This is a genomic window from Sphingomonas sp. FG14, from assembly GCF_057809675.1.
The window spans coordinates 669,106-686,927 of sequence record NZ_JBMDKK010000002.1 but is presented as its reverse complement, the minus strand read 5'-3'; the positions used below and the strand labels follow the sequence as shown (position 1 = coordinate 686,927).

Annotated in this window: 13 protein-coding genes; 11 read left to right on the top strand and 2 right to left on the bottom strand. The window is 64.9% G+C overall.

Going from position 1 to position 17,822, the window contains the following annotated elements; genetic code table 11:
* Positions 1 to 8: 8 nt before the first annotated feature.
* The 4 genes from ACODTA_RS11385 to ACODTA_RS11370 all read left to right on the top strand — a co-directional run bounded on the left by ACODTA_RS11385 (position 9) and on the right by ACODTA_RS11370 (position 4,460).
* A complete protein-coding gene (locus ACODTA_RS11385) occupies positions 9 to 1,103 on the top strand; it encodes an S-methyl thiohydantoin desulfurase family protein (protein ID WP_489066021.1) in 1,095 nt (364 codons plus the stop codon).
* Between the two features lie 188 nt (positions 1,104 to 1,291).
* Positions 1,292 to 1,738, top strand: a complete 447-nt coding sequence (locus tag ACODTA_RS11380; RefSeq protein WP_489066020.1) for a nuclear transport factor 2 family protein — start codon at positions 1,292 to 1,294, stop codon at positions 1,736 to 1,738.
* A gap of 121 nt (positions 1,739 to 1,859) precedes the next feature.
* On the top strand, positions 1,860 to 3,674 hold the full coding sequence (locus tag ACODTA_RS11375; RefSeq protein ID WP_489066019.1) for an EAL domain-containing protein: 1,815 nt from the start codon (positions 1,860 to 1,862) through the stop codon (positions 3,672 to 3,674).
* A 228-nt stretch (positions 3,675 to 3,902) separates the two neighbouring features.
* Complete coding sequence (locus ACODTA_RS11370) at positions 3,903 to 4,460, top strand: hypothetical protein (protein ID WP_489066018.1); 558 nt, start codon at positions 3,903 to 3,905, stop codon at positions 4,458 to 4,460.
* Between the two features lie 263 nt (positions 4,461 to 4,723).
* Here ACODTA_RS11370 and ACODTA_RS11365 read toward each other — a convergent pair whose 3' ends face one another.
* Positions 4,724 to 8,749 (bottom strand): YadA family autotransporter adhesin, encoded by a 4,026-nt coding sequence (locus ACODTA_RS11365; RefSeq protein WP_489066017.1) that lies wholly within the window; start codon positions 8,747 to 8,749, stop codon positions 4,724 to 4,726.
* 424 nt (positions 8,750 to 9,173) lie between these two features.
* Here ACODTA_RS11365 and ACODTA_RS11360 point away from each other — a divergent pair, with 424 nt between their 5' ends.
* The 6 genes from ACODTA_RS11360 (at position 9,174) to lexA (ending at position 14,038) form a co-directional block, all read left to right on the top strand.
* On the top strand, positions 9,174 to 9,767 hold the full coding sequence (locus ACODTA_RS11360; RefSeq protein WP_489066016.1) for an anthranilate synthase component II: 594 nt from the start codon (positions 9,174 to 9,176) through the stop codon (positions 9,765 to 9,767).
* Entirely contained in the window at positions 9,764 to 10,759 is a 996-nt protein-coding gene (trpD, locus tag ACODTA_RS11355; protein WP_489066014.1) for an anthranilate phosphoribosyltransferase, read from the top strand. Before ACODTA_RS11360 ends, trpD begins: the two co-directional genes overlap by 4 nt.
* Positions 10,756 to 11,544, top strand: coding sequence for an indole-3-glycerol phosphate synthase TrpC (gene trpC / locus ACODTA_RS11350; RefSeq protein WP_489066013.1), 789 nt, complete (start codon positions 10,756 to 10,758; stop codon positions 11,542 to 11,544). The genes trpD and trpC overlap by 4 nt, the downstream gene beginning before the upstream one ends.
* Positions 11,541 to 12,008: a cyclic pyranopterin monophosphate synthase MoaC gene (moaC, locus tag ACODTA_RS11345; protein WP_489066012.1), complete on the top strand. Its 468-nt coding sequence runs from the start codon at positions 11,541 to 11,543 to the stop codon at positions 12,006 to 12,008. Before trpC ends, moaC begins: the two co-directional genes overlap by 4 nt.
* Before the next feature lie 121 nt (positions 12,009 to 12,129).
* Entirely contained in the window at positions 12,130 to 13,317 is a 1,188-nt protein-coding gene (locus ACODTA_RS11340) for a molybdopterin molybdotransferase MoeA (protein ID WP_489066011.1), read from the top strand.
* Positions 13,318 to 13,372: 55 nt separating this feature from the next.
* Entirely contained in the window at positions 13,373 to 14,038 is a 666-nt protein-coding gene (lexA, locus tag ACODTA_RS11335; protein ID WP_489066010.1) for a transcriptional repressor LexA, read from the top strand.
* A gap of 140 nt (positions 14,039 to 14,178) precedes the next feature.
* On the opposite strand, the gene ACODTA_RS11330 is transcribed toward lexA, so the two are convergent.
* Positions 14,179 to 16,272, bottom strand: a complete 2,094-nt coding sequence (locus tag ACODTA_RS11330) for a ComEC/Rec2 family competence protein (RefSeq protein WP_489066009.1) — start codon at positions 16,270 to 16,272, stop codon at positions 14,179 to 14,181.
* A gap of 87 nt (positions 16,273 to 16,359) precedes the next feature.
* On the opposite strand from ACODTA_RS11330, the gene gltX reads away from it, so the two are divergent.
* A complete protein-coding gene (gene gltX / locus ACODTA_RS11325; protein ID WP_489066008.1) occupies positions 16,360 to 17,805 on the top strand; it encodes a glutamate--tRNA ligase in 1,446 nt (481 codons plus the stop codon).
* The last annotated feature ends 17 nt before the right edge of the window (positions 17,806 to 17,822 follow it).

The window sequence follows — 17,822 nt, the reverse complement described above, 5'->3', positions numbered from 1 at the left end:
AACAGACCATGCTGACCGTGAACAACGTAACCGATATCAAGGACATGGCGCGCGGCGCCGTTCTGCTCGGCACCGGGGGTGGCGGCGACCCCTATGTCGGCCAGCTTTTCCTGCAGGCGCAGATCAAGGCGGGCCGCTATCCGAAGGTGATCGCGAGCGAGACGATCGCCGACGACGCGTTCGTGCTGTCGATCGCGGGTATCGGCGCGCCGACGGTGATCGTCGAGCATCTGGTGAGCGACAAGACGCTGCTGCGGCTGCTGGCGCGTGCCGAGGCCTTTTACGGGCGCCGGGTGGATGCGCTGATCAGCGCCGAGATGGGCGGCGCCAATTCGATGTTCCCCCTCGCCCTCTCCGCGATCAGCGGCATCCCGGTGCTCGACGCCGACGGCATCGGGCGCGCGGTGCCGCATATCGAGATGACGACGTTCAGCATCAACGGCTGCAAGGCGACGCCGTGCATCGTGATGGACGACAGCGGCAATGTCGCGGTGATCGAGGCGGTCGACGATCGCGCGGCGGAGGATCTGTGCCGGTCGATCACGGCGGCGATGGGCGCGCTGACCTTTGGCGCGCTCTATCCGATGTCGGGCGCGCAGGCCAAAGCCTTCGCGGTTCAGGGCACGCTGATGCAGACGCTGGAGATCGGTCGTGCGATCCGCACCGCGCGCGAGGGCGGCCGCGACATCTTCGCCGACCTGCTCGACGTGCTGGGCCGCCGCGACGGCCGCGCCGCGCGGATCCTGTTCGACGGCAAGATCGTCGATGTCGTGCACGACACGCGCGACGGCTGGCATTTCGGCCATGCGCGGATCGCCGGGATCGGCGAGTCGACCGACGAATGCATCGTCGAGTTTCAGAACGAATTCACAGTGGCGCGCGTCAACGGCAAGACCGTGACGATCGTGCCTGACCTGATCACCATGCTCGACCGCGAGACCGGCGAGCCCCTGACTGCCGAGATGCTTGCCTATGGCCAGCGCGTGAAGGTACTGGGCTATGCCGCCGACGCGATGCTGCGCAGCGCACAGAGCCTGGAAGTGCTGGGGCCGCGCATGTTCGGGCTGGACGAGGATTTCCAGCCGATGGAGGCACTGGCCTAGTGGATCGTATCAGACAAAAGCATCCGCTTTTGTCTGATACGATCCACTAAGGCATTGGTTGGTGGTCTGATTTTTCCAGACAGATGCGGATGCATCTGTCTGGATCAGACCACTAGCATCGATTGACGCGCATCGGCCGATCCGCTTTGCTGAAGAAGAAGCATGGGGAACGCACGATGCCGGCAAGGATGACGAGACTGTTTACCTGGCTGCTGGCGGTCGCGATCGCGACGCCCGCGGCGGCGCAAGCCGATCCGGCGACGGTCCGCGCGATCGAGGCGGTCGCCTATGATTATGTCGATGGCCAGTTGGAAGGCAATGTCGAGCGGGTGGCGCGTGCGCTCCACCCCGATCTCGCCAAGCGGACACCGAAGCGTGAATCGCCCTATGAAACGCTCCCGCTTGGCCGGATGACCTCCGACGAACTGATCGCCCTGACGCGCGAGGGCGCACTCAAGACGCCGAAGGATCAGTGGCAACGATCGGTGAAGCTGCTGGGCGCCGATCAGGACATCGCGACAGTGCGGGTGGAGACGCCCTGGTTCGTCGATCATCTCCAGCTTGGCCAGTTCGGCGATCGCTGGGTGATCGTGAACGCACTCTGGCGTCGCAAGCCGCGCCCCGTCCAACGCTGAACAGCCCGGAAAACAGCCATTTGTGACGGTGATGTGACAGTGTAGCTAAGGGCTCCTTCACCACTTCCGCTTAGACACTGGCGCATGAAGACCATGCTCCATGCCTGAACTGCCACATCTGATGAACGGGGCCGTCACCCGATCTCACGGTGCGACCGTGACCGAGCAACTCGCGTCCGCCGATTTCGCATATCAGCCGATCATCAGCACCTCCTCGCTGCGCGTCCATGGTTTCGAGGCACTGGCGCGGCTGCCGGAAGGCACACCGGCGATCTGCGACCTGCTCGACATGGCCGCCGAGACGGGCAATCTGCGGACGATGGATCTGGCGCTGCTCCGCAACGCCATCGCCAAGTTCGCCCGCTTCGAGGCGGCCGGATCGACCCGCCTGTTCTGCAACGTCGACAATCGAAGCTATGAAGGATCTCCCCCGACGATCGAGGGGATCAGGGACGTCTTCAGCAATTCCGGCCTCAGCGCCGGAAATCTGTGTCTGGAGATATCGGAGCGGGACCCGGTGCGATCCGCCGAAAACATGCTGCGCGTCGTGGAGCTTCTGAGCGGGATCGGCGTGCGGATCGCGCTCGACGATTTCGGCATCGGCATGTCCGGCCTGCACATGCTGATGACGATCGAGCCCGATTACGTCAAAATCGATCGCAGCTTCATCGACCAGATAGCCACCAACCCCCGCAAACAGGCCATCGTCGCCAAGCTGTGCGGGCTCGCCCATGCGCTGGGCTTCATGACCGTGGCGGAAGGCGTTGAAAGTGAATCAGATTTCCGCATGGCGCGCGATCTGGGCTGCGATCTGGCGCAGGGGTTCGGAATCGCGCGCCCGACCACGCGGCTGAGCGAACTGGCGATGTCCTATGGCCGCACGCTGCGCGGCGCCGGCCGCCCGAAGATGAATGCACGCGTCGCAAAGCTGCTCAATCCGATCACGCCGCTGGTGATCGACGCGCCGCTGATCGATGCCGCCAACGCCTTCAAGGCTGCGCCGGGCCTGCGGATCATCCCGGTCACCGATCGGGGCGGGTTGGTACTCGGCGCACTGGCGGAGGAGGATATCCGTCGATATCTGCTCAGCGATTTCGGCCCCTCGCTGCTCGCCAACAAGGGTGCGACGCTGACGCTGGAAAAGCTGGTACGGCGTTTCCCGATCGGTGATGCCACCGCCAGCGTCGAGGCGATCGTAAACAGCTATGTGGACGCCGAAAGCGCCTGCGGGCTGATCCTGGCCGATGAAGGCTGCTATGCCGGCTATCTCAGCAACCATGCGATCCTGCGGCTTGCTTCGGAAACCGCGGTCTCGACGGCACGCGAACAGAATCCGCTGACCCATCTGCCGGGTAATCGCAGCATCGCCCAACATATAGAGGGCGCGTTGTCACGGACGGGGCCGCAGACGCTGGTCTTTTTCGACTTCAACAATTTCAAGGCGTTCAACGACAGCTATGGTTTCGCCGCCGGCGATCGCGCGTTGGTGATGTTCGCCGACCTGCTGCGCAAAGTGCAGGCCAAGGCATCGTTCATCGGTCATATCGGCGGCGACGACTTTTTCGTCAGCCTGACGCACGATGAAATGGCCAGCGCGGAGATCATCCGTGGCCTGTGCGTCAAGTTCGCGAGCGATGCCGAAAGTCTCTATTCCGCTGTTGATCGCGCGGCCGGCGGCATCCTGGCGGTCGACCGGTTCGGGCATGAACGCTTCTTCCCGCTGCTCCGCGTTTCCGCGAGCATGCTGCACCTGCCCGCCGCGCGGGCGCATCTGACGCTGGAAATGGTCAATGATCAGCTCGCGGCCGGCAAGAAGATGGCGAAGGTTGCCGCCACCGGCATCGCAACCGTCCGGCTGCCGGAAAGCGGCACGGCCACATTGATCGAACGGCTCGCTGGCCGGGCTGAACATATCGAGGCTTTCAAACTCGCTTGATCCGGCCTGGGTTCGGCCACCGAGGCTCAAAAAGACCCAGTCGTTCGAACGCCGCGCCCCCTTTTTTTTGCATTGCCGCGATTTACGAGGCGTTCGACAATTCCATCGAACGACAGATCGCGCCGAGCTCGGGAGGGCTTTTAGCGCCCCAGATCAAATATTTGTGCACCTATGGCACAGACCTGTCCGCCAGGGACGCAATGTTGCTGCAATCGAGTGGTGCATAACGTGGCGCCCAAACCGCCGCGTTCAATGGCGCCATATCCGGCCGGGCTTCCAACCTTCGGAGTGGCAAAATGGCGAGATGTCCAGGAAGTGATGGCAGATCTCGATCCTCACATCGGCGACAGCGATCGATCCGGCTCGATCGGCGATGCGACGGGTGCCGGCAACCGCGACATTCATCACGGCCGCTCGGAAAAATTCGATGACGCTGCCGAACAGGCGCGGCTTCTGCGCAAGGCCGAAAGGCTCACGATCGAGCGAACGCGCCGCGCCGACTGGTTCCCGGAAGTCTATATCGGAGACGCCGCCTGGAACATGCTGCTCACCCTCTACATCTCACACCAGACCGGTCGGGCGGAAACGATCAAATCGGTTTGCGTTGCGGCTTTGTCATCGAGCACAACCGCGCTGCGATGGATCCATGCGCTACGTCAGGCAGGTTTCGTCCGTTTCTCACCCGTTGAAGCGGACAGGCGCTGCGTCGCGGTGCAACTGACCGCGCGCAGCCTGGATGCCATGCAAGGCTATCTCCGTGGGATTTCCGCGGAGGAAACAAGCTGACCCAATGGCCGTGGCCGGATATGTCATAAACGGCCTCGCCCTTATGGCATGCGCCTGGCTTGCTGGCTGTTCGCAAGCGCGCCCTTCGGTTTTCAGGACGATGAGGGATTTCACGCGGACAACGATCGGACCGATCCGGAAGCCCCGCCTGATCCGATCGTCGACCGGACATGGTGAAGCGGAATCGATGGCGGAGCGCCAGGCACCCCGCCACCGCTCCGATCCGGGCGTTCAGACGGCCCCACCGCCGCCCTTCGGTCCGGTCAGAACACGACACCCAAGCCGGCATTGGCGCCGCCCTGGCCCCGCGTGTTGTAGGTGGCGCCGGCCTTGACGACGACCTTGCCGCCCGGCGTCGCCTTCGAGACACCGAAGGCGACGGCGCTTTCACCCTGCCAGGTGCTGACGCCCATGCCGAACATGCTCATGCCGGGGCCGAAGGCCTGGGGCATGGCGGTGAGCGCCATGGCGGCGGCGGTCCCCCCTTCCGCATCGCGGCGCACACGCCCGAGATCGAAGGACAGGATCGAAATCCGCGCATCCGTATAGGCGTTCGAGATATTGACCGCCTGGCCCAGCCCGGTGCTGAGCTGGCCGAGATTGACGGCGTCGGTACTCGAGATACCCGCCGCGACATTGGTGATCTGACGCTCGCCGCCGGCGAAACCGACCGACACGCTGTTCGCGCGATCGGCGACCGACGAGGTGCCCAGCGCGACGCTGTTGGAGGCCAGCGCAGAGGCGTTGGTTCCCATGGCCGCACTGTTCGCGCCCGCGGCCGCCGCACCGGCGCCGACGGCAATCGCATTGGTTCCGGTCGCCGACGCGTGGGGATTGCCGGCGGTATTGTTGACCTGAACATATGCGCTGCCGCCGACCTGGATATTGGCGATCTGGGTCTGAAGATTCGTGATGTTGTTTGTGTTGGTCACGACCTGCTGGCCAACCGCATAGAGCTGCGATCCGCTGACCGCATCGCTCGAGTCCGCGCTCACTTCGCCATCGGCAAGATTGGTGACCTTGGTGCCCGAAGCGCCGGCGAGTGTGACCTTGTCCTTCGCCGAACTGTCGTAAGACACCGCTTGGTCGCTGGCCGCAGCGATCGCATCGACCCGGCCGTTGACGTTTGCCAGACTGTCCCCCAGCCCACTCAGCGCCGAACCGACATTGTCGTAGGTCTGGCTAGTCCTGTTGCCGTTCGCGTCGATACCGGCGATCGCATAGCTTGGCGCGCTGACCGATCCGTCGGCATTGGCGGCAGCGCCGCCGCCCAGATGCGTGGCAATGCTGCCCGCGAGATTGGTCACGCGCTGATCCACCTGCCCCACCGCCTGGTTGGTGGCGTGGAGTTGCGATCCGTTGACCGCGTCGGTCGAACCGGCCGCGACTGTCCCCGCCGAGACATTGGTCACGCGAGTCCCCCCCGCGCCGGCCAGGGTCAACATCTTGCGGCTGGTATCGTCATATTGGACTGCCAGCGCGCCCATATCCCCGACCTTGGTGCTGAGCGAGGCCAGCGCCTGGTTGGTTGCATAGAGCTGCGATCCGTTGACCGCGTCGGTGCTGGTCGCATCGAGCGTGCCCGCCGCGACGCCGGTGACACGCTGTGCCGCGCCACCGCGCGTGGCATTGTAGGCATTGGCCACGGCGTCGAACATCAGCGCGTCGCCCTGCAGCGCCGTGACGCTGTTCGCCACACTGTTGAGCTGCGCTACATTGACTGCGTCGTCATTGTCGACGCCCGCCGCGACATTGGAAACCCGGGTTCCGCCCGCGCCGAGCAGGGTCAGCGAACCTCGCGACTTGTCGTCATAGGTGACGGCGAGCGCGTCGATCGATCCCATCTTCGAGTTGAGCAGTGCGATATTAGTGGTGTTGATATCGACCTGGCTATTGGTCGCGTAAAGCTGCGCACCGTTCACCGCATCATCGCTCGCGGCATTAAGCGCGCCGGCCGCGACATTGGTGACCTTGGTCGCGGCGCCGCCGCGCGCCGCATCATAAGCGGCGAGCTTGGTATTGAACAGCAGGGCGTCATCCTGCAACGCGCCGATATCGACGGTCAGGTTGGTGATCGCGGTGCTGTGATTGGCGATGCTGGTGGTGTTGGTGGCGACCTGGCTGTTGGTCGCGAACAATTGCGCGCCGTTGACCGCATCGGTGCTTGTCGCGTTCAATGCGCCCGCCGCGACATTGGTGATGCGCGTGGGCGCACCGCCACGCTGGGCGTTGTAGGCGCTTACCCCGGCATCGTACTGGAGCGCATCGGTTGCCATCCCCGCCGTCGCAGCCTTCAACTGCGCGACATTGACCGCGTCCATATCGTCGACGCCGGCCGCGACGTTGGAGATCGTCGTGCCGCCCGCGCCGAGTAGGGTGAGGCCAGTCCGCGACTTGTCGTCATATGTGACGGCCAATGCATCGATCGATCCCATCTTGCTGTTGATCAGCGCGATATTGGTGGTGTTGATATCGACCTGGCTGTTGGTCGCATAGAGTTGCGCGCCATTGACCGCGTCGGTGCTGGAAGCGTTGAGCGCACCTGCGGAAACGCCAGTCAGGCGTGTTCCGCTGGCTCCCTGAAACGTCACGACATCGCGGGCAGCACCGTCATATTTGACCGCAAGCGCGCTCAGGGCGTCCAATTCCACATCGATGCTGGCGATCTTGGTGGTGTTGTTCGCGATATTGGTGCTGTTGGTCGAGACCTGACTGTTCGTCGCGAAGAGCTGTGATCCGTTCACCGCATCGGTCGATGTGGCGCCGAGCGTGCCCGCCGCGACATTGGCGATACCGGTCGGCACGCCGCCACGCGCCGCGTCATAAGCGCCGATCTTCGCATTATATTGAAGCGCGTCGTCCTGCAGCGCGCCAACCGAGGTCTCGAGCTTGGTGATATTGGTCGTGTTGGTCGAAACCTGCGTGTTGGTGGCGAAAAGCTGCGCACCATTGACCGCATCGGTCGAGGCGGCGTCGATCGTGCCGGGGGCGACGCCGGTCAGGCGCGTGCCGCTCGCCCCCTTGAACGTGACGACATCCATACCCGCGCCATCATATTTGACCGCGAGCGCACTCAGAGCATCGAGCTCGATGTCGAGATTGCCGATATTCGTCGTATTGGTCGAAATGTTGGTGGTATTGGTTGAGACTTGGCTGTTCGTCGCGAATAGCTGCGATCCATTGACCGCATCGGTCGACGTCGAGTCGAGCGCGCCGGCAGCGACGCCTGAAACACCGGTCGGTACACCGCCGCGCGACGCATCATAGGTGCCGATCTTCGAATTATACTGGAGCGCGTCATCCTGCAGTGCGCCGACCGACGTTTCGAGGTTGGTGATGTTGGTCGTGTTGATCGAAACTTGGCTGTTGGTGGCGAAAAGCTGTGAACCGTTGACAGCGTCGTCGCTCGTGGCGCTCAGCGTACCCGCCGCGACATTGGTGATCCTGCTGGCGGCGCCCCCGCGTTCCGCGTCATAGGCACTCAGCCCCGCGTTGAACTGGAGCGCATCACCCAGCGCGCCGGCGGTCGCGGCCTTCAACTGCGCGACGTTGACAGCATCGGTGTCGGCGGCCCCCGCCGCGACGCCGGTCAGGCGACGGTCGCCGATATTGACCTCCGCCGTCGCAGCACCGCCCACCAGGTAAGCCTGATTGCCGAGCGTCGCGCCCGTCGCGGTCGAACCCGCTCCGAGCGCCACGCTGGAGCCGAGATGGGTAACGCTGGCGCCCTGGCCCAACGCGATCGCGCCGATGGCGCCCGCGCTGGTGCTAGCCTTGTTACCGATGGCGATGGCGGTGAGGTCGCCCGCCGTCGCGCCCTGCCCCGCGCCGGCCGCGCCCAGACCGGAGATGAGATTGCCGCCAAACGCGATCCCGGCGGGCGTTTCGAGGGAGAAGCTGTCTGAGACCGTCTGGCAATCCGGGTTGGCGAGCACGTTGATCGCCTTGCCGTCGATGCCGATCGCGTTGAGCGTGACCGGCGCGCCTTTCGAGGCATTGCTGAGCGTGGTGGAAAGGCCAAGATCGATCAGGCCGAGCGAAACGAGGTTCAACGCGTCCTCCACCTTGCCGAGCACTGGCACGAGAACATCGCCGGCGATGTCGGTGACGACCGATCGCGGCAGGCTGACGCCCGAACAGGCGCTGACCACGGAAGTCTGCGCGCCGGCCTGACCGGCGGCGCCCGTGGCGAGTGCGAGCGCGGTGGCGAGCTTCAGGCCCGAGACGAGCGATTTCCTGCCCTGAAACGGAATGAGCGTGCAAGGCTGATTGTCCGAGCGCTTTTCCATCCCAGGCGCACAGATGTTTTTTCCCACATCATCCACGGCATTGACTCCCCCACGAAGACAGCCAAGCCTGATCTTACGCCGTATATGAGAGGTTAATGTTTTTCTTCACTCCATTGACATGTCACATGATCTACACACCATATTGACTTGCATAAGTTCGGTTATTTTATTACATTCAATTTCGAGAATGGCCGATATCCTGCACATCTCAGCGGCTTTAATTATACTTTATATCCATAATCACCCGCTACTGATCCTTCCATATTGAATGGCAATTTGGCTTACGAAAGATCGGCATTTCCGCATCGCACGAAAAATGTTGCGTTCGATACGCATGCATCGCGCATGAGAAACGCGCCGTCGCCCCGGCGCAGACAAGCAGGTGCTTCCCCATCGCCGCTTCTGCCGATAAGGCCGGTCCGCCATGATCCTCGTCATCGACAATTACGACAGCTTCACCTGGAACCTCGTCCATTACCTGATGGAGCTGGGAGCGGAGGTGGAGGTTGTCCGCAACGACGCGATCTCCGCCGGACAGGCCCTGTCGTCGGGCGCGGACGCCTTTCTGATTTCACCCGGCCCCTGCACGCCCAACGAGGCCGGCATATCGCTCGACCTTGTCGCGGCGTGCGCGGATGCGGGCAAGCCGCTGTTCGGCGTCTGCCTGGGCCATCAGTCGATCGGCCAGTATTTCGGTGGACAGGTGATCCGTGCGGCCGAACTGATGCACGGCAAGACATCGGCGGTCACACATGACGGGACCGGCGTGTTCGCGAACATCCCCTCTCCTTTCACCGCGACGCGCTATCACTCGCTGATCGTGCCGGAAGCCGGGTTGCCCGATGCGCTGAAGGTGAATGCGCGAGCCCCCGACGGCACGGTGATGGGTTTCCGCCATGCGACACTGCCGATCCATGGCGTGCAGTTCCATCCCGAAAGCATTGCCACCGAACATGGCCATGCGATGCTCGCCAATTTCCTGAAGCTTGCCGGGCTCGCCGTGAAGGAACGCGCATGAGCGCGGTGCTCACCCTTCCCGATCCGCGCGAACAATTCGACGAGGCGACGGCGGCGCAGGCATTCGCCGACCTGCTCGACCAGCGCGTGTCCGACGAAGCCATAGCCGAATTCCTGATCGCGCTCACCGAACGGGGCGAAACCAGCGTGGAGATAGCGGCGGCGGCGCAGGCGCTGCGTGACCGCATGATCGGCTTCGATGCGCCCGAAGGGGCGATCGACGTGTGCGGTACGGGCGGCGACGGCCATCACAGCCTGAACGTTTCGACCGCGGTGGCGATCATCGTCGCGGCCTGCGGCGTGCCGGTGGCCAAGCACGGCAACCGCGCGGCATCGAGCAAGGCAGGCGCGGCCGACACGTTGGAAGCGCTGGGGCTCGACATGGAGCGCGCCAGCGAAACCGCGGAGGAGACGCTGAAGGAAATCGGTATCTGCTTCCTGTTCGCGGTCAACCATCATCCCGCGCTCAAGCGCATCCACCCCATACGCAAGGCGATCGGGCGGCGGACGATCTTCAACCTGATGGGGCCGCTCGCCAATCCGGCGCGGGTGACGCGCCAGTTGATCGGCATCGCGCGGCCCGATTACGTGCCCGTCTACGGCACCGCGCTCGCTCGCCTGGGCGCCGAGGCCGCGCTCGTCGTTTCGGGCGAGGAAGGTTTGGACGAATTGTCGGGCGCCGGCCCCAGCCAGGTCTTCCGCGTCGGCGACGTCAATGTCGGCGATATGATCACGCCGGAGGATATCGGGCTGCCGCGCACGCCGACCAGCGCGATCCGTGGTGGCGACGTCGCCTACAATGCGGCGGCGTTGCGCAGGCTGCTCCAGGGTGAAACGGGCCCCTATCGCGATGCGGTGCTGCTCAATGCCGCCGCCGCGCTGGTGGTTGCCGGGCGCGCCGCGACCCTGGCCGAAGGCGCGGAGGAAGCCGCGGAAGTGCTCGACAACGGACTTGCCAACGCGCTGCTCGATTGCTGGATCGCCTATAAATGAACAAGCTGACCGAGATTTGCGACGCCAAGCGCGCGCATGTCGCCCGCCGCAAGGCGGAAACCGATCTTGCCGAGATCGAGGCGCGCGCCGCCGCACAGACGCCGCCGCGCGGCTTTCGCGCCGCGCTCGACACCAAGGCGCGCAACGGCCATGCGCTGATCGCCGAGATCAAGAAGGCCAGCCCATCCAAGGGGCTGATCCGCGCCGACTTCGATCCGCCTGCGCATGCCCGCGCCTATGAGGCTGCGGGCGCGGCCTGCCTGTCGGTGCTGACCGACATGCCTTACTTCCAGGGCGACGACAGCTATCTGGTCGCGGCACGCGGCGCCGTATCGATCCCATGCCTGCGCAAGGACTTCCTCGTCGATCCCTGGCAGGTCGCGGAATCGCGTGCCTTGGGTGCCGACGCCATCCTGATCATCGTCGCCGCGCTCGATGACGGGATGATGGCCGAGATCGAGGCGGAAGCGATCCGGCTGGGCATGGATGCGCTGGTGGAAGTCCATGACGCGGACGAACTCGACCGTGCGCTGAAGCTGCGATCACGGCTGATCGGCGTCAACAATCGCGACCTGCGCGATTTCACCGTCGATTTCGCGCGTACCTATGAACTAATCGGCCGCGCGCCCGAAGGTTGCACTTTCGTCGCCGAAAGCGGACTGACCTCCAGCGTCGATCTCGATGCGATGGCCGCGCATGGCGTGCATTGCTTTCTGGTCGGCGAGGCGCTGATGCGCGAGGCCGATGTCGAGGCGGCGACGCGCCGGCTGCTGGGCACGGCATGAGCGGCCTTACCCATATCGACGCCGAGGGCGCGGCGCATATGGTCGATGTCTCAGGCAAGGAGGTCACCACGCGCGAGGCCGTGGCCAAGGGTCGCATCTCGATGTCCGCCGAGGCGGCAGCCGCGATCCGCGACGGATCAGCGAAAAAGGGCGACGTGCTCGCGGTGGCGCGCGTCTCCGGGATCATGGCGGCCAAGCGGACCAGCGACCTCATTCCACTCTGCCACCCGCTACCAATATCCTCGGTTTCGATCGATCTCACGCCCGATGCAAGCGGCGTCAACGCGACAGCCACGGTGCGCACGACGGGCCAGACCGGCGTCGAAATGGAAGCGCTGACCGCTGTTTCGGTGGCGCTGCTGACGATCTACGACATGGTCAAGGCGGTCGACAAGGCAATGGAGATCAGCGCCGTGCGGCTGGTTTCGAAGACCGGCGGCAAATCGGGCGATTATCGGGCGTGAGCGCGAATACTCCCGTTCCGTTTGGACTGAGCCTGTCGAAGTCCCGTTCTTCGTCGGCGCCGACGGAAAGGGAAAGACAGGACTGCGACAGGCTCAGTCCGAACGGCGTAGGCAAAGGCAAATGAGCGCCCTCCTTCCGGTCGCCGACGCGCAGGCGCGGCTGCTTGCACTAGCCGCACCGCTTCCGGCCGAAACATTGACGCTGGACGAAGCGACCGGCCGCTATCTGGCCACGGATTGCCTGGCCATGCGCGGCCAGCCTGCCGCCGACCTCTCGGCAATGGACGGCTATGCCATCGCCTTTGCCGATATGCCTGGCCCTTGGCGTGTGACCGGGGAAAGCGCGCCCGGCACCCTACCCGACCACGCGATCAGGCGGGGTGAGGCGATGCGCATCTTTACCGGCGCCGCGCTTCCCGAGGGCTCCGACACGATCCTGATCCAGGAAGAAGCGACCCGAGACGAAGACACCCTGGTGCTGACGGGCGAAGGCCCGCGCCGGCACGGCCAACATGTACGCGTCACCGACGGCGATTTCGCGGAAGGGCAGCGCCTTGTCACACGCGGCGCATTATTGACGGCCGCGCGGATCGGGCTGGCCGCGATGGGCGGGCATGGCCGGTTGAGTGTCGGCCGGCGGCCGCGCGTGGCGCTGATCTCGACAGGCGACGAACTCGTCCCTCCCGGAGATCCGGTCTCGGGCGTTCAATTGCCGGCGTCGAACGCGATCATGCTGCGTGGGATGCTGGAACCGAACGGCGCGATCGTCGATGATCGCGGCATCGTGCGCGACGATTTCGACGCACTCGCCGCCGCCTTCGAGGCCGCGCGCGGGGCCGACATCATCGTGACCTCCGGCGGCGCATCGGTGGGCGACCATGATCTGGTCCGTCCCGTGCTCGACGCGATCGGCGGCACGCTCGATTTCTGGAAGATCGCGATGAAGCCGGGCAAACCGCTGCTCGCCGGCAAGCTGGGCGATGCGGTCGTGCTGGGGCTGCCCGGCAATCCCGTCTCCACCTTCGTCACAGGCACCCTGTTCCTGCTCCCGCTGGTGCGGGCATTGCAGGGTGCCGCAGATCCGTTGCCGACTGCGCACCGCGTGCGCCTGGGCGTGCCGCTTCCGGCGTGCGGCGGCCGCGCCGAATATCTGCGCGGACTGTGGACGAATGGTGAGGTGATCCAGGCACCCGAACAAGACAGCGCCGCGATGGTTTCGCTCGCCTCCGCGAACGCGCTGATCGTCCGCGCAGCGGGTGCACCGGCGGCCGAAGTGGGTGAAATGGCGGAAATCGTAGCGATCGCTTGACGACCGCCCGGATGTTTCCTACACGTTCTTCGTTCGTTCCATCGGAGAACATGCGATGCTCACGCGCAAGCAACATGAACTGATCTGCTTCATCAGCGACCGGCTGGAAGAGACCGGCGTGTCTCCTTCGTTCGAGGAGATGAAGGAGGCGCTCGACCTCAAGTCCAAATCGGGGGTGCATCGCCTGATCAGCGCGCTGGAGGAACGCGGCTTCATCCGCCGCCTGCCCAATCGCGCGCGCGCGCTGGAAGTGCTGAAACAGCCCGAGCGCGCCACCGCGAAACCGGCGAAGAAGCAGGCGGCGCCCGCCACGTCGCGCCAGTTGCCGATCGCCGCCAACGACGTGCTGGAGATCCCCCTGCACGGCCGCATCGCCGCAGGCACGCCGATCGAGGCGCTGGAGGGGCAAAGCACGCTTTCCGTCCCCGCCGCGCTGCTCGGCTCCGGCGACCACTACGCGCTGGAGGTTTCAGGCGATTCCATGGTGGAGGCCGGCATTCTCGACGGCGATTATGCATTGATCCGCCGCACCGACGTCGCACGCGATGGCGAGATCGTGGTCGCCCTGGTTGACGAAAGCGAAGCGACGCTCAAATATTTCCGCCGCGAAGGTGCGATGATCCGGCTCGATCCGGCGAACCGTGCTTATGATCCGCAGCGCTATCGGCCCGATCAGATTCGCGTGCAGGGCAAGCTGGCAGGATTGCTGCGGCGCTATTGAGCGCCCCCTCTCCCGTTTACTTCGAGCGCAGGTTCGAGCTTGCCGAGAACCGAAGTCGAGAAGCGTTGGCCGCAATGCTTCTCGACGGTCGCGTCTCGACTTCGCTCGACGCTGCTCGAAGCAAACGGGGGCGCATGAGGTCAGGATGGACTTGGGCGGAATGACGGCAACGCCGCCTTCGGCCGCGGCGGATTCACCCAGGGATGATCGTCGCCCGCACGTTTCACCGTCGCGATCCGGGCGCTCGACAGATCGATCGTCAGCCCGCCCGTTTTCGCCAACAATGCGCGATCGGCCTTGATCCAGCGCGGCGCGCACCAATCGGGCAGCCAGCGTTCGCTGACCACGATATCGGCATCGCGACAGGCGGCACGCAATTGCGCGGGATCGACGAAATAGGTGCTGCGCGTGGCGAGGAGCCGCCATCGTTTCGTTCCAAGGATCAGCTCGATCGTGCAGGCGTCGCGACTGCATCGCGCGCCGCGCGCCGCATCAAGATCGGCCAATTCCCCTTCGAAGCCCGCACTTTCGGCGAGCATATCACGAACATAGTCACCCGCGCGCGGGCGCAGCAGCGCATAGCCGCGATCCGTCCGCACCGCGAGATGGCGTCCGTCGCCCGTCACCAATATGTCTGGTGCGTGGGTGGACAGCGCCCAGATCGCTCCGATCAAGACAGGCATCAGGCCCAGCCAGCGCGCGCCCGTTCGCCAGAGCGCGATCCAGATGCCGCCGGCGACGATCGCCCCGAACGCAGCGTCTGGCACGACCGGTAGTGCCGCGACCGCACCGGGCATGGCGGCAACGCTGTGCGCGATCCACAAGAGCAGCGACAACGCTTGCCCCGTCACCCACCATAACGGCGCGCCGAGCCCGAGGAGATCAAGCAGCAGCGCAGCCGCCTCGACCGGCATCACGATGAAGGTGGTGAGCGGGATCGCGACGATATTGGCGAGCGCCCCATACAGCCCAGCCTTGTGGAAATGATGGATCGCGATCGGGGTAAGCGCGAGTTCGACGAGGATACCAGTGAGCAGCAGGCCGAGCAGGATCCGCCCAGTGCCGCGCAGCCACCCCTCGTCGCGGCGCGCGAGCAAGGCCTTGATCCGCGGATGCTCGACCAGCGCCATGATCGCGGTCACTGCCGCGAAGCTGAGCTGGAAACTCGGCCCAACGAGCGATTCGGGCCAGAGCAACAGCACGAACGCAGCGCCTGCCGCGACGAGGCGGAGCGTGATCGCATCGCGGCCGATCGCGATGCCGATCAGCACCAGGATTGCGGCGACACACGACCGGACCGTCGGCACCTCCGCGCCGGTAAGCAAGGTATAGCCGATCGCGGCCAAGGCCCCGCCGCCCGCCGCGATCAGCACCAGCGGCCAGCGCAATGCCAGCCAGGGACTGAGCGCCATCAGCCGCAGCAACAGCAGCATCGTCGCACCGACCAATGCGGTGACATGGAGACCGCTGATCGAGAGGAGATGCGACAAGCCGGCGCGGCGCATGGCCTCCGCATCCTCTTCGGGGATGGCGCCCTGATCACCTGTCGCCAGCGCGGCGGCGATCGCCCCTTCACCACCTGCGAGTCGCGCCTGGATATGCGCGGAGAGGCGCCGGCGCGTGTCGGCGAGCACGGGTGGCGCACCGGGGCTGACGATCGCGACCGGCCCCAACGCCCGCCCGGTCGCTCCGATGCCACGGAACCACGCGAGCCGCGCGAAATCATAGGCGCCGGGCACCGCCGCTTCGGGTGGCGGCATCAACCGCGCGCGCAGTTCGACGGTCGCGCCAGTCCGCAACCCCTCTCCCGCATCATCCTGCCGCACATTGACCCGCACGCGCTGCGGTAGGGCAGGCGCATCACGCGGCTCGAGCAGCAATCGCACCAGCCCCCGCGCCGCCAGCATATCGACCTGCACGACCTCCGCCTGGAATTTCACCACCGCGGGCCGTTCGAGCACCGGCGCGGCCACTCGCTCCGCGCGCCACCAGATCAACGCCATGCCGATCGCGGCAAGTATCCCGAACCAGCCGAGCGAACGCCCCAGCCGGCTACCCAGCCCCAGTGCGGCGCCTCCGAATGCGATTGCGACAGCGATCAGCAGAAAGGCTGCCCACTGGCTGGCCGGCGCAAGCGCGAACCAGGCGGCGACGCCCGCGCCCAGCGCGACGGGCCCCCATAGCGCTAGCTGGTCGCGTTCCGCCTCCAGCCATCTCTCGATCCGATCGCGCATGCGAAATGGTATCAGACGTAGGGTATTTTGCAGCTGCGAAAAGCCATGCTAGGGGCGTCGCCGGTCGAACCGGCCATGGTATGCATAATGGAGAAGCAGCGCGTGGGCGCAAGCCAGGAAACCGACACCGTCGTCACGCGCTTTGCCCCGTCTCCGACGGGATTCCTTCATATTGGTGGTGCCCGCACCGCGCTGTTCAACTGGCTGTTCGCACGCCACAATGGCGGGAAATTCCTGCTCCGCATCGAGGATACCGATCGCGCGCGGTCGACCGAGCCGGCGATCGAGGCGATTATCGACGGCATGCGCTGGCTGGGTCTCGACTGGGACGGCGACACGGTATTCCAGTTCGCGCGCGCCGCACGTCATGCCGAAGTTGCGCATGCGATGCTCGAATCGGGCCATGCCTATCGCTGCTATGCGACGCCGGAGGAACTGGCCGAACTGCGAGAGCAGCAGCGCGCAGCCAAGCTGCCGATGCGTTATGACGGCCGCTGGCGCGACCGCGATCCCAGCGATGCGCCCGAAGGCACCCCCTATGTGATCCGGCTGAAGGCCGAGCGCGAAGGCGAATCGGTAATCGAGGATCGCGTGCAGGGCCGCGTGGTCGTGCGCAACGCCGAACTCGACGACATGATCCTGCTGCGTTCGGACGGCACACCCACCTATATGCTCGCGGTGGTGGTCGATGATCACGACATGGGCGTGACGCACGTCATTCGTGGCGACGACCATCTCAACAACGCCTTCCGCCAACTCGGCATCATCAAGGCGATGGGCTGGCCCGAGCCGATCTATGCGCATGTGCCGCTGATTCACGGCGCCGACGGCGCCAAGCTTTCGAAGCGCCATGGCGCGCTGGGCGTCGATGCCTATCGCGACGAGATGGGGCTGCTGCCTGAAGCGGTCTGCAACTATCTGCTGCGTCTGGGCTGGGGCCATGGCGATGCCGAGATCATCAGCCGCGAACAGGCGGTGGAATGGTTCGATCTGGCCAATGTCGGCCGCTCGCCCTCCCGCTTCGATTTCAAGAAGCTCGAGAATCTGAACGCGCATTATATCCGTGAGGCGGACGATGCGCGGCTGGCGGCGCTGGTGAAGCCTCGCGTGGAAACCCGTTTGGGCATCACGATCGACACCAATGGCGAAACCTTGCTCAGCGCCGCGATGGCCGCGCTGAAACCGCGTGCGAAGACTCTCGACGAGCTGGCCGAAGGCGCTCTGTTCCTGTTCGAGACGCGCCCGCTTTCACTCGACGAAAAGGCGGCAACTCTGCTAGAGGGCGGCGCAATCGCACTGCTCGAGAAGACAGGCGAAGCACTTCAGGGGATTGTCGACTGGTCCGTTCCCGCGCTCGAAGAGGCGGTGCGGCAGGTTGCCGAGGATGCAGGAATCGGCTTGGGCAAGATCGCCCAGCCCTTGCGGGCCGCGCTGACAGGACGTGCGACCTCGCCAGGAATATTCGATGTGCTGGTGCTGTTGGGCCGCGAGGAATCGCTCGGCCGCATCAGCGACCGGATTCAAGCAGGCTGAACAGTCAGGAAGGACGA

Excerpts from the sequence above, each read along its gene's own strand:
- ACODTA_RS11340 (WP_489066011.1), top strand. The coding sequence starts at position 12,130 with ATGAGCGCCCTCCTTCCGGTCGCCGACGCGCAGGCGCGGCTGCTTGCA.
- lexA (WP_489066010.1), top strand. The coding sequence starts at position 13,373 with ATGCTCACGCGCAAGCAACATGAACTGATCTGCTTCATCAGCGACCGG.
- moaC (WP_489066012.1), top strand. The coding sequence starts at position 11,541 with ATGAGCGGCCTTACCCATATCGACGCCGAGGGCGCGGCGCATATGGTC.
- ACODTA_RS11360 (WP_489066016.1), top strand. The coding sequence starts at position 9,174 with ATGATCCTCGTCATCGACAATTACGACAGCTTCACCTGGAACCTCGTC.
- ACODTA_RS11330 (WP_489066009.1), bottom strand. The coding sequence starts at position 16,272 with ATGCGCGATCGGATCGAGAGATGGCTGGAGGCGGAACGCGACCAGCTA.
- ACODTA_RS11385 (WP_489066021.1), top strand. The coding sequence starts at position 9 with ATGCTGACCGTGAACAACGTAACCGATATCAAGGACATGGCGCGCGGC.
- ACODTA_RS11380 (WP_489066020.1), top strand. The coding sequence starts at position 1,292 with ATGACGAGACTGTTTACCTGGCTGCTGGCGGTCGCGATCGCGACGCCC.
- trpC (WP_489066013.1), top strand. The coding sequence starts at position 10,756 with ATGAACAAGCTGACCGAGATTTGCGACGCCAAGCGCGCGCATGTCGCC.
- ACODTA_RS11365 (WP_489066017.1), bottom strand. The coding sequence starts at position 8,749 with ATGGAAAAGCGCTCGGACAATCAGCCTTGCACGCTCATTCCGTTTCAG.
- ACODTA_RS11375 (WP_489066019.1), top strand. The coding sequence starts at position 1,860 with ATGAACGGGGCCGTCACCCGATCTCACGGTGCGACCGTGACCGAGCAA.
- trpD (WP_489066014.1), top strand. The coding sequence starts at position 9,764 with ATGAGCGCGGTGCTCACCCTTCCCGATCCGCGCGAACAATTCGACGAG.
- gltX (WP_489066008.1), top strand. The coding sequence starts at position 16,360 with ATGGAGAAGCAGCGCGTGGGCGCAAGCCAGGAAACCGACACCGTCGTC.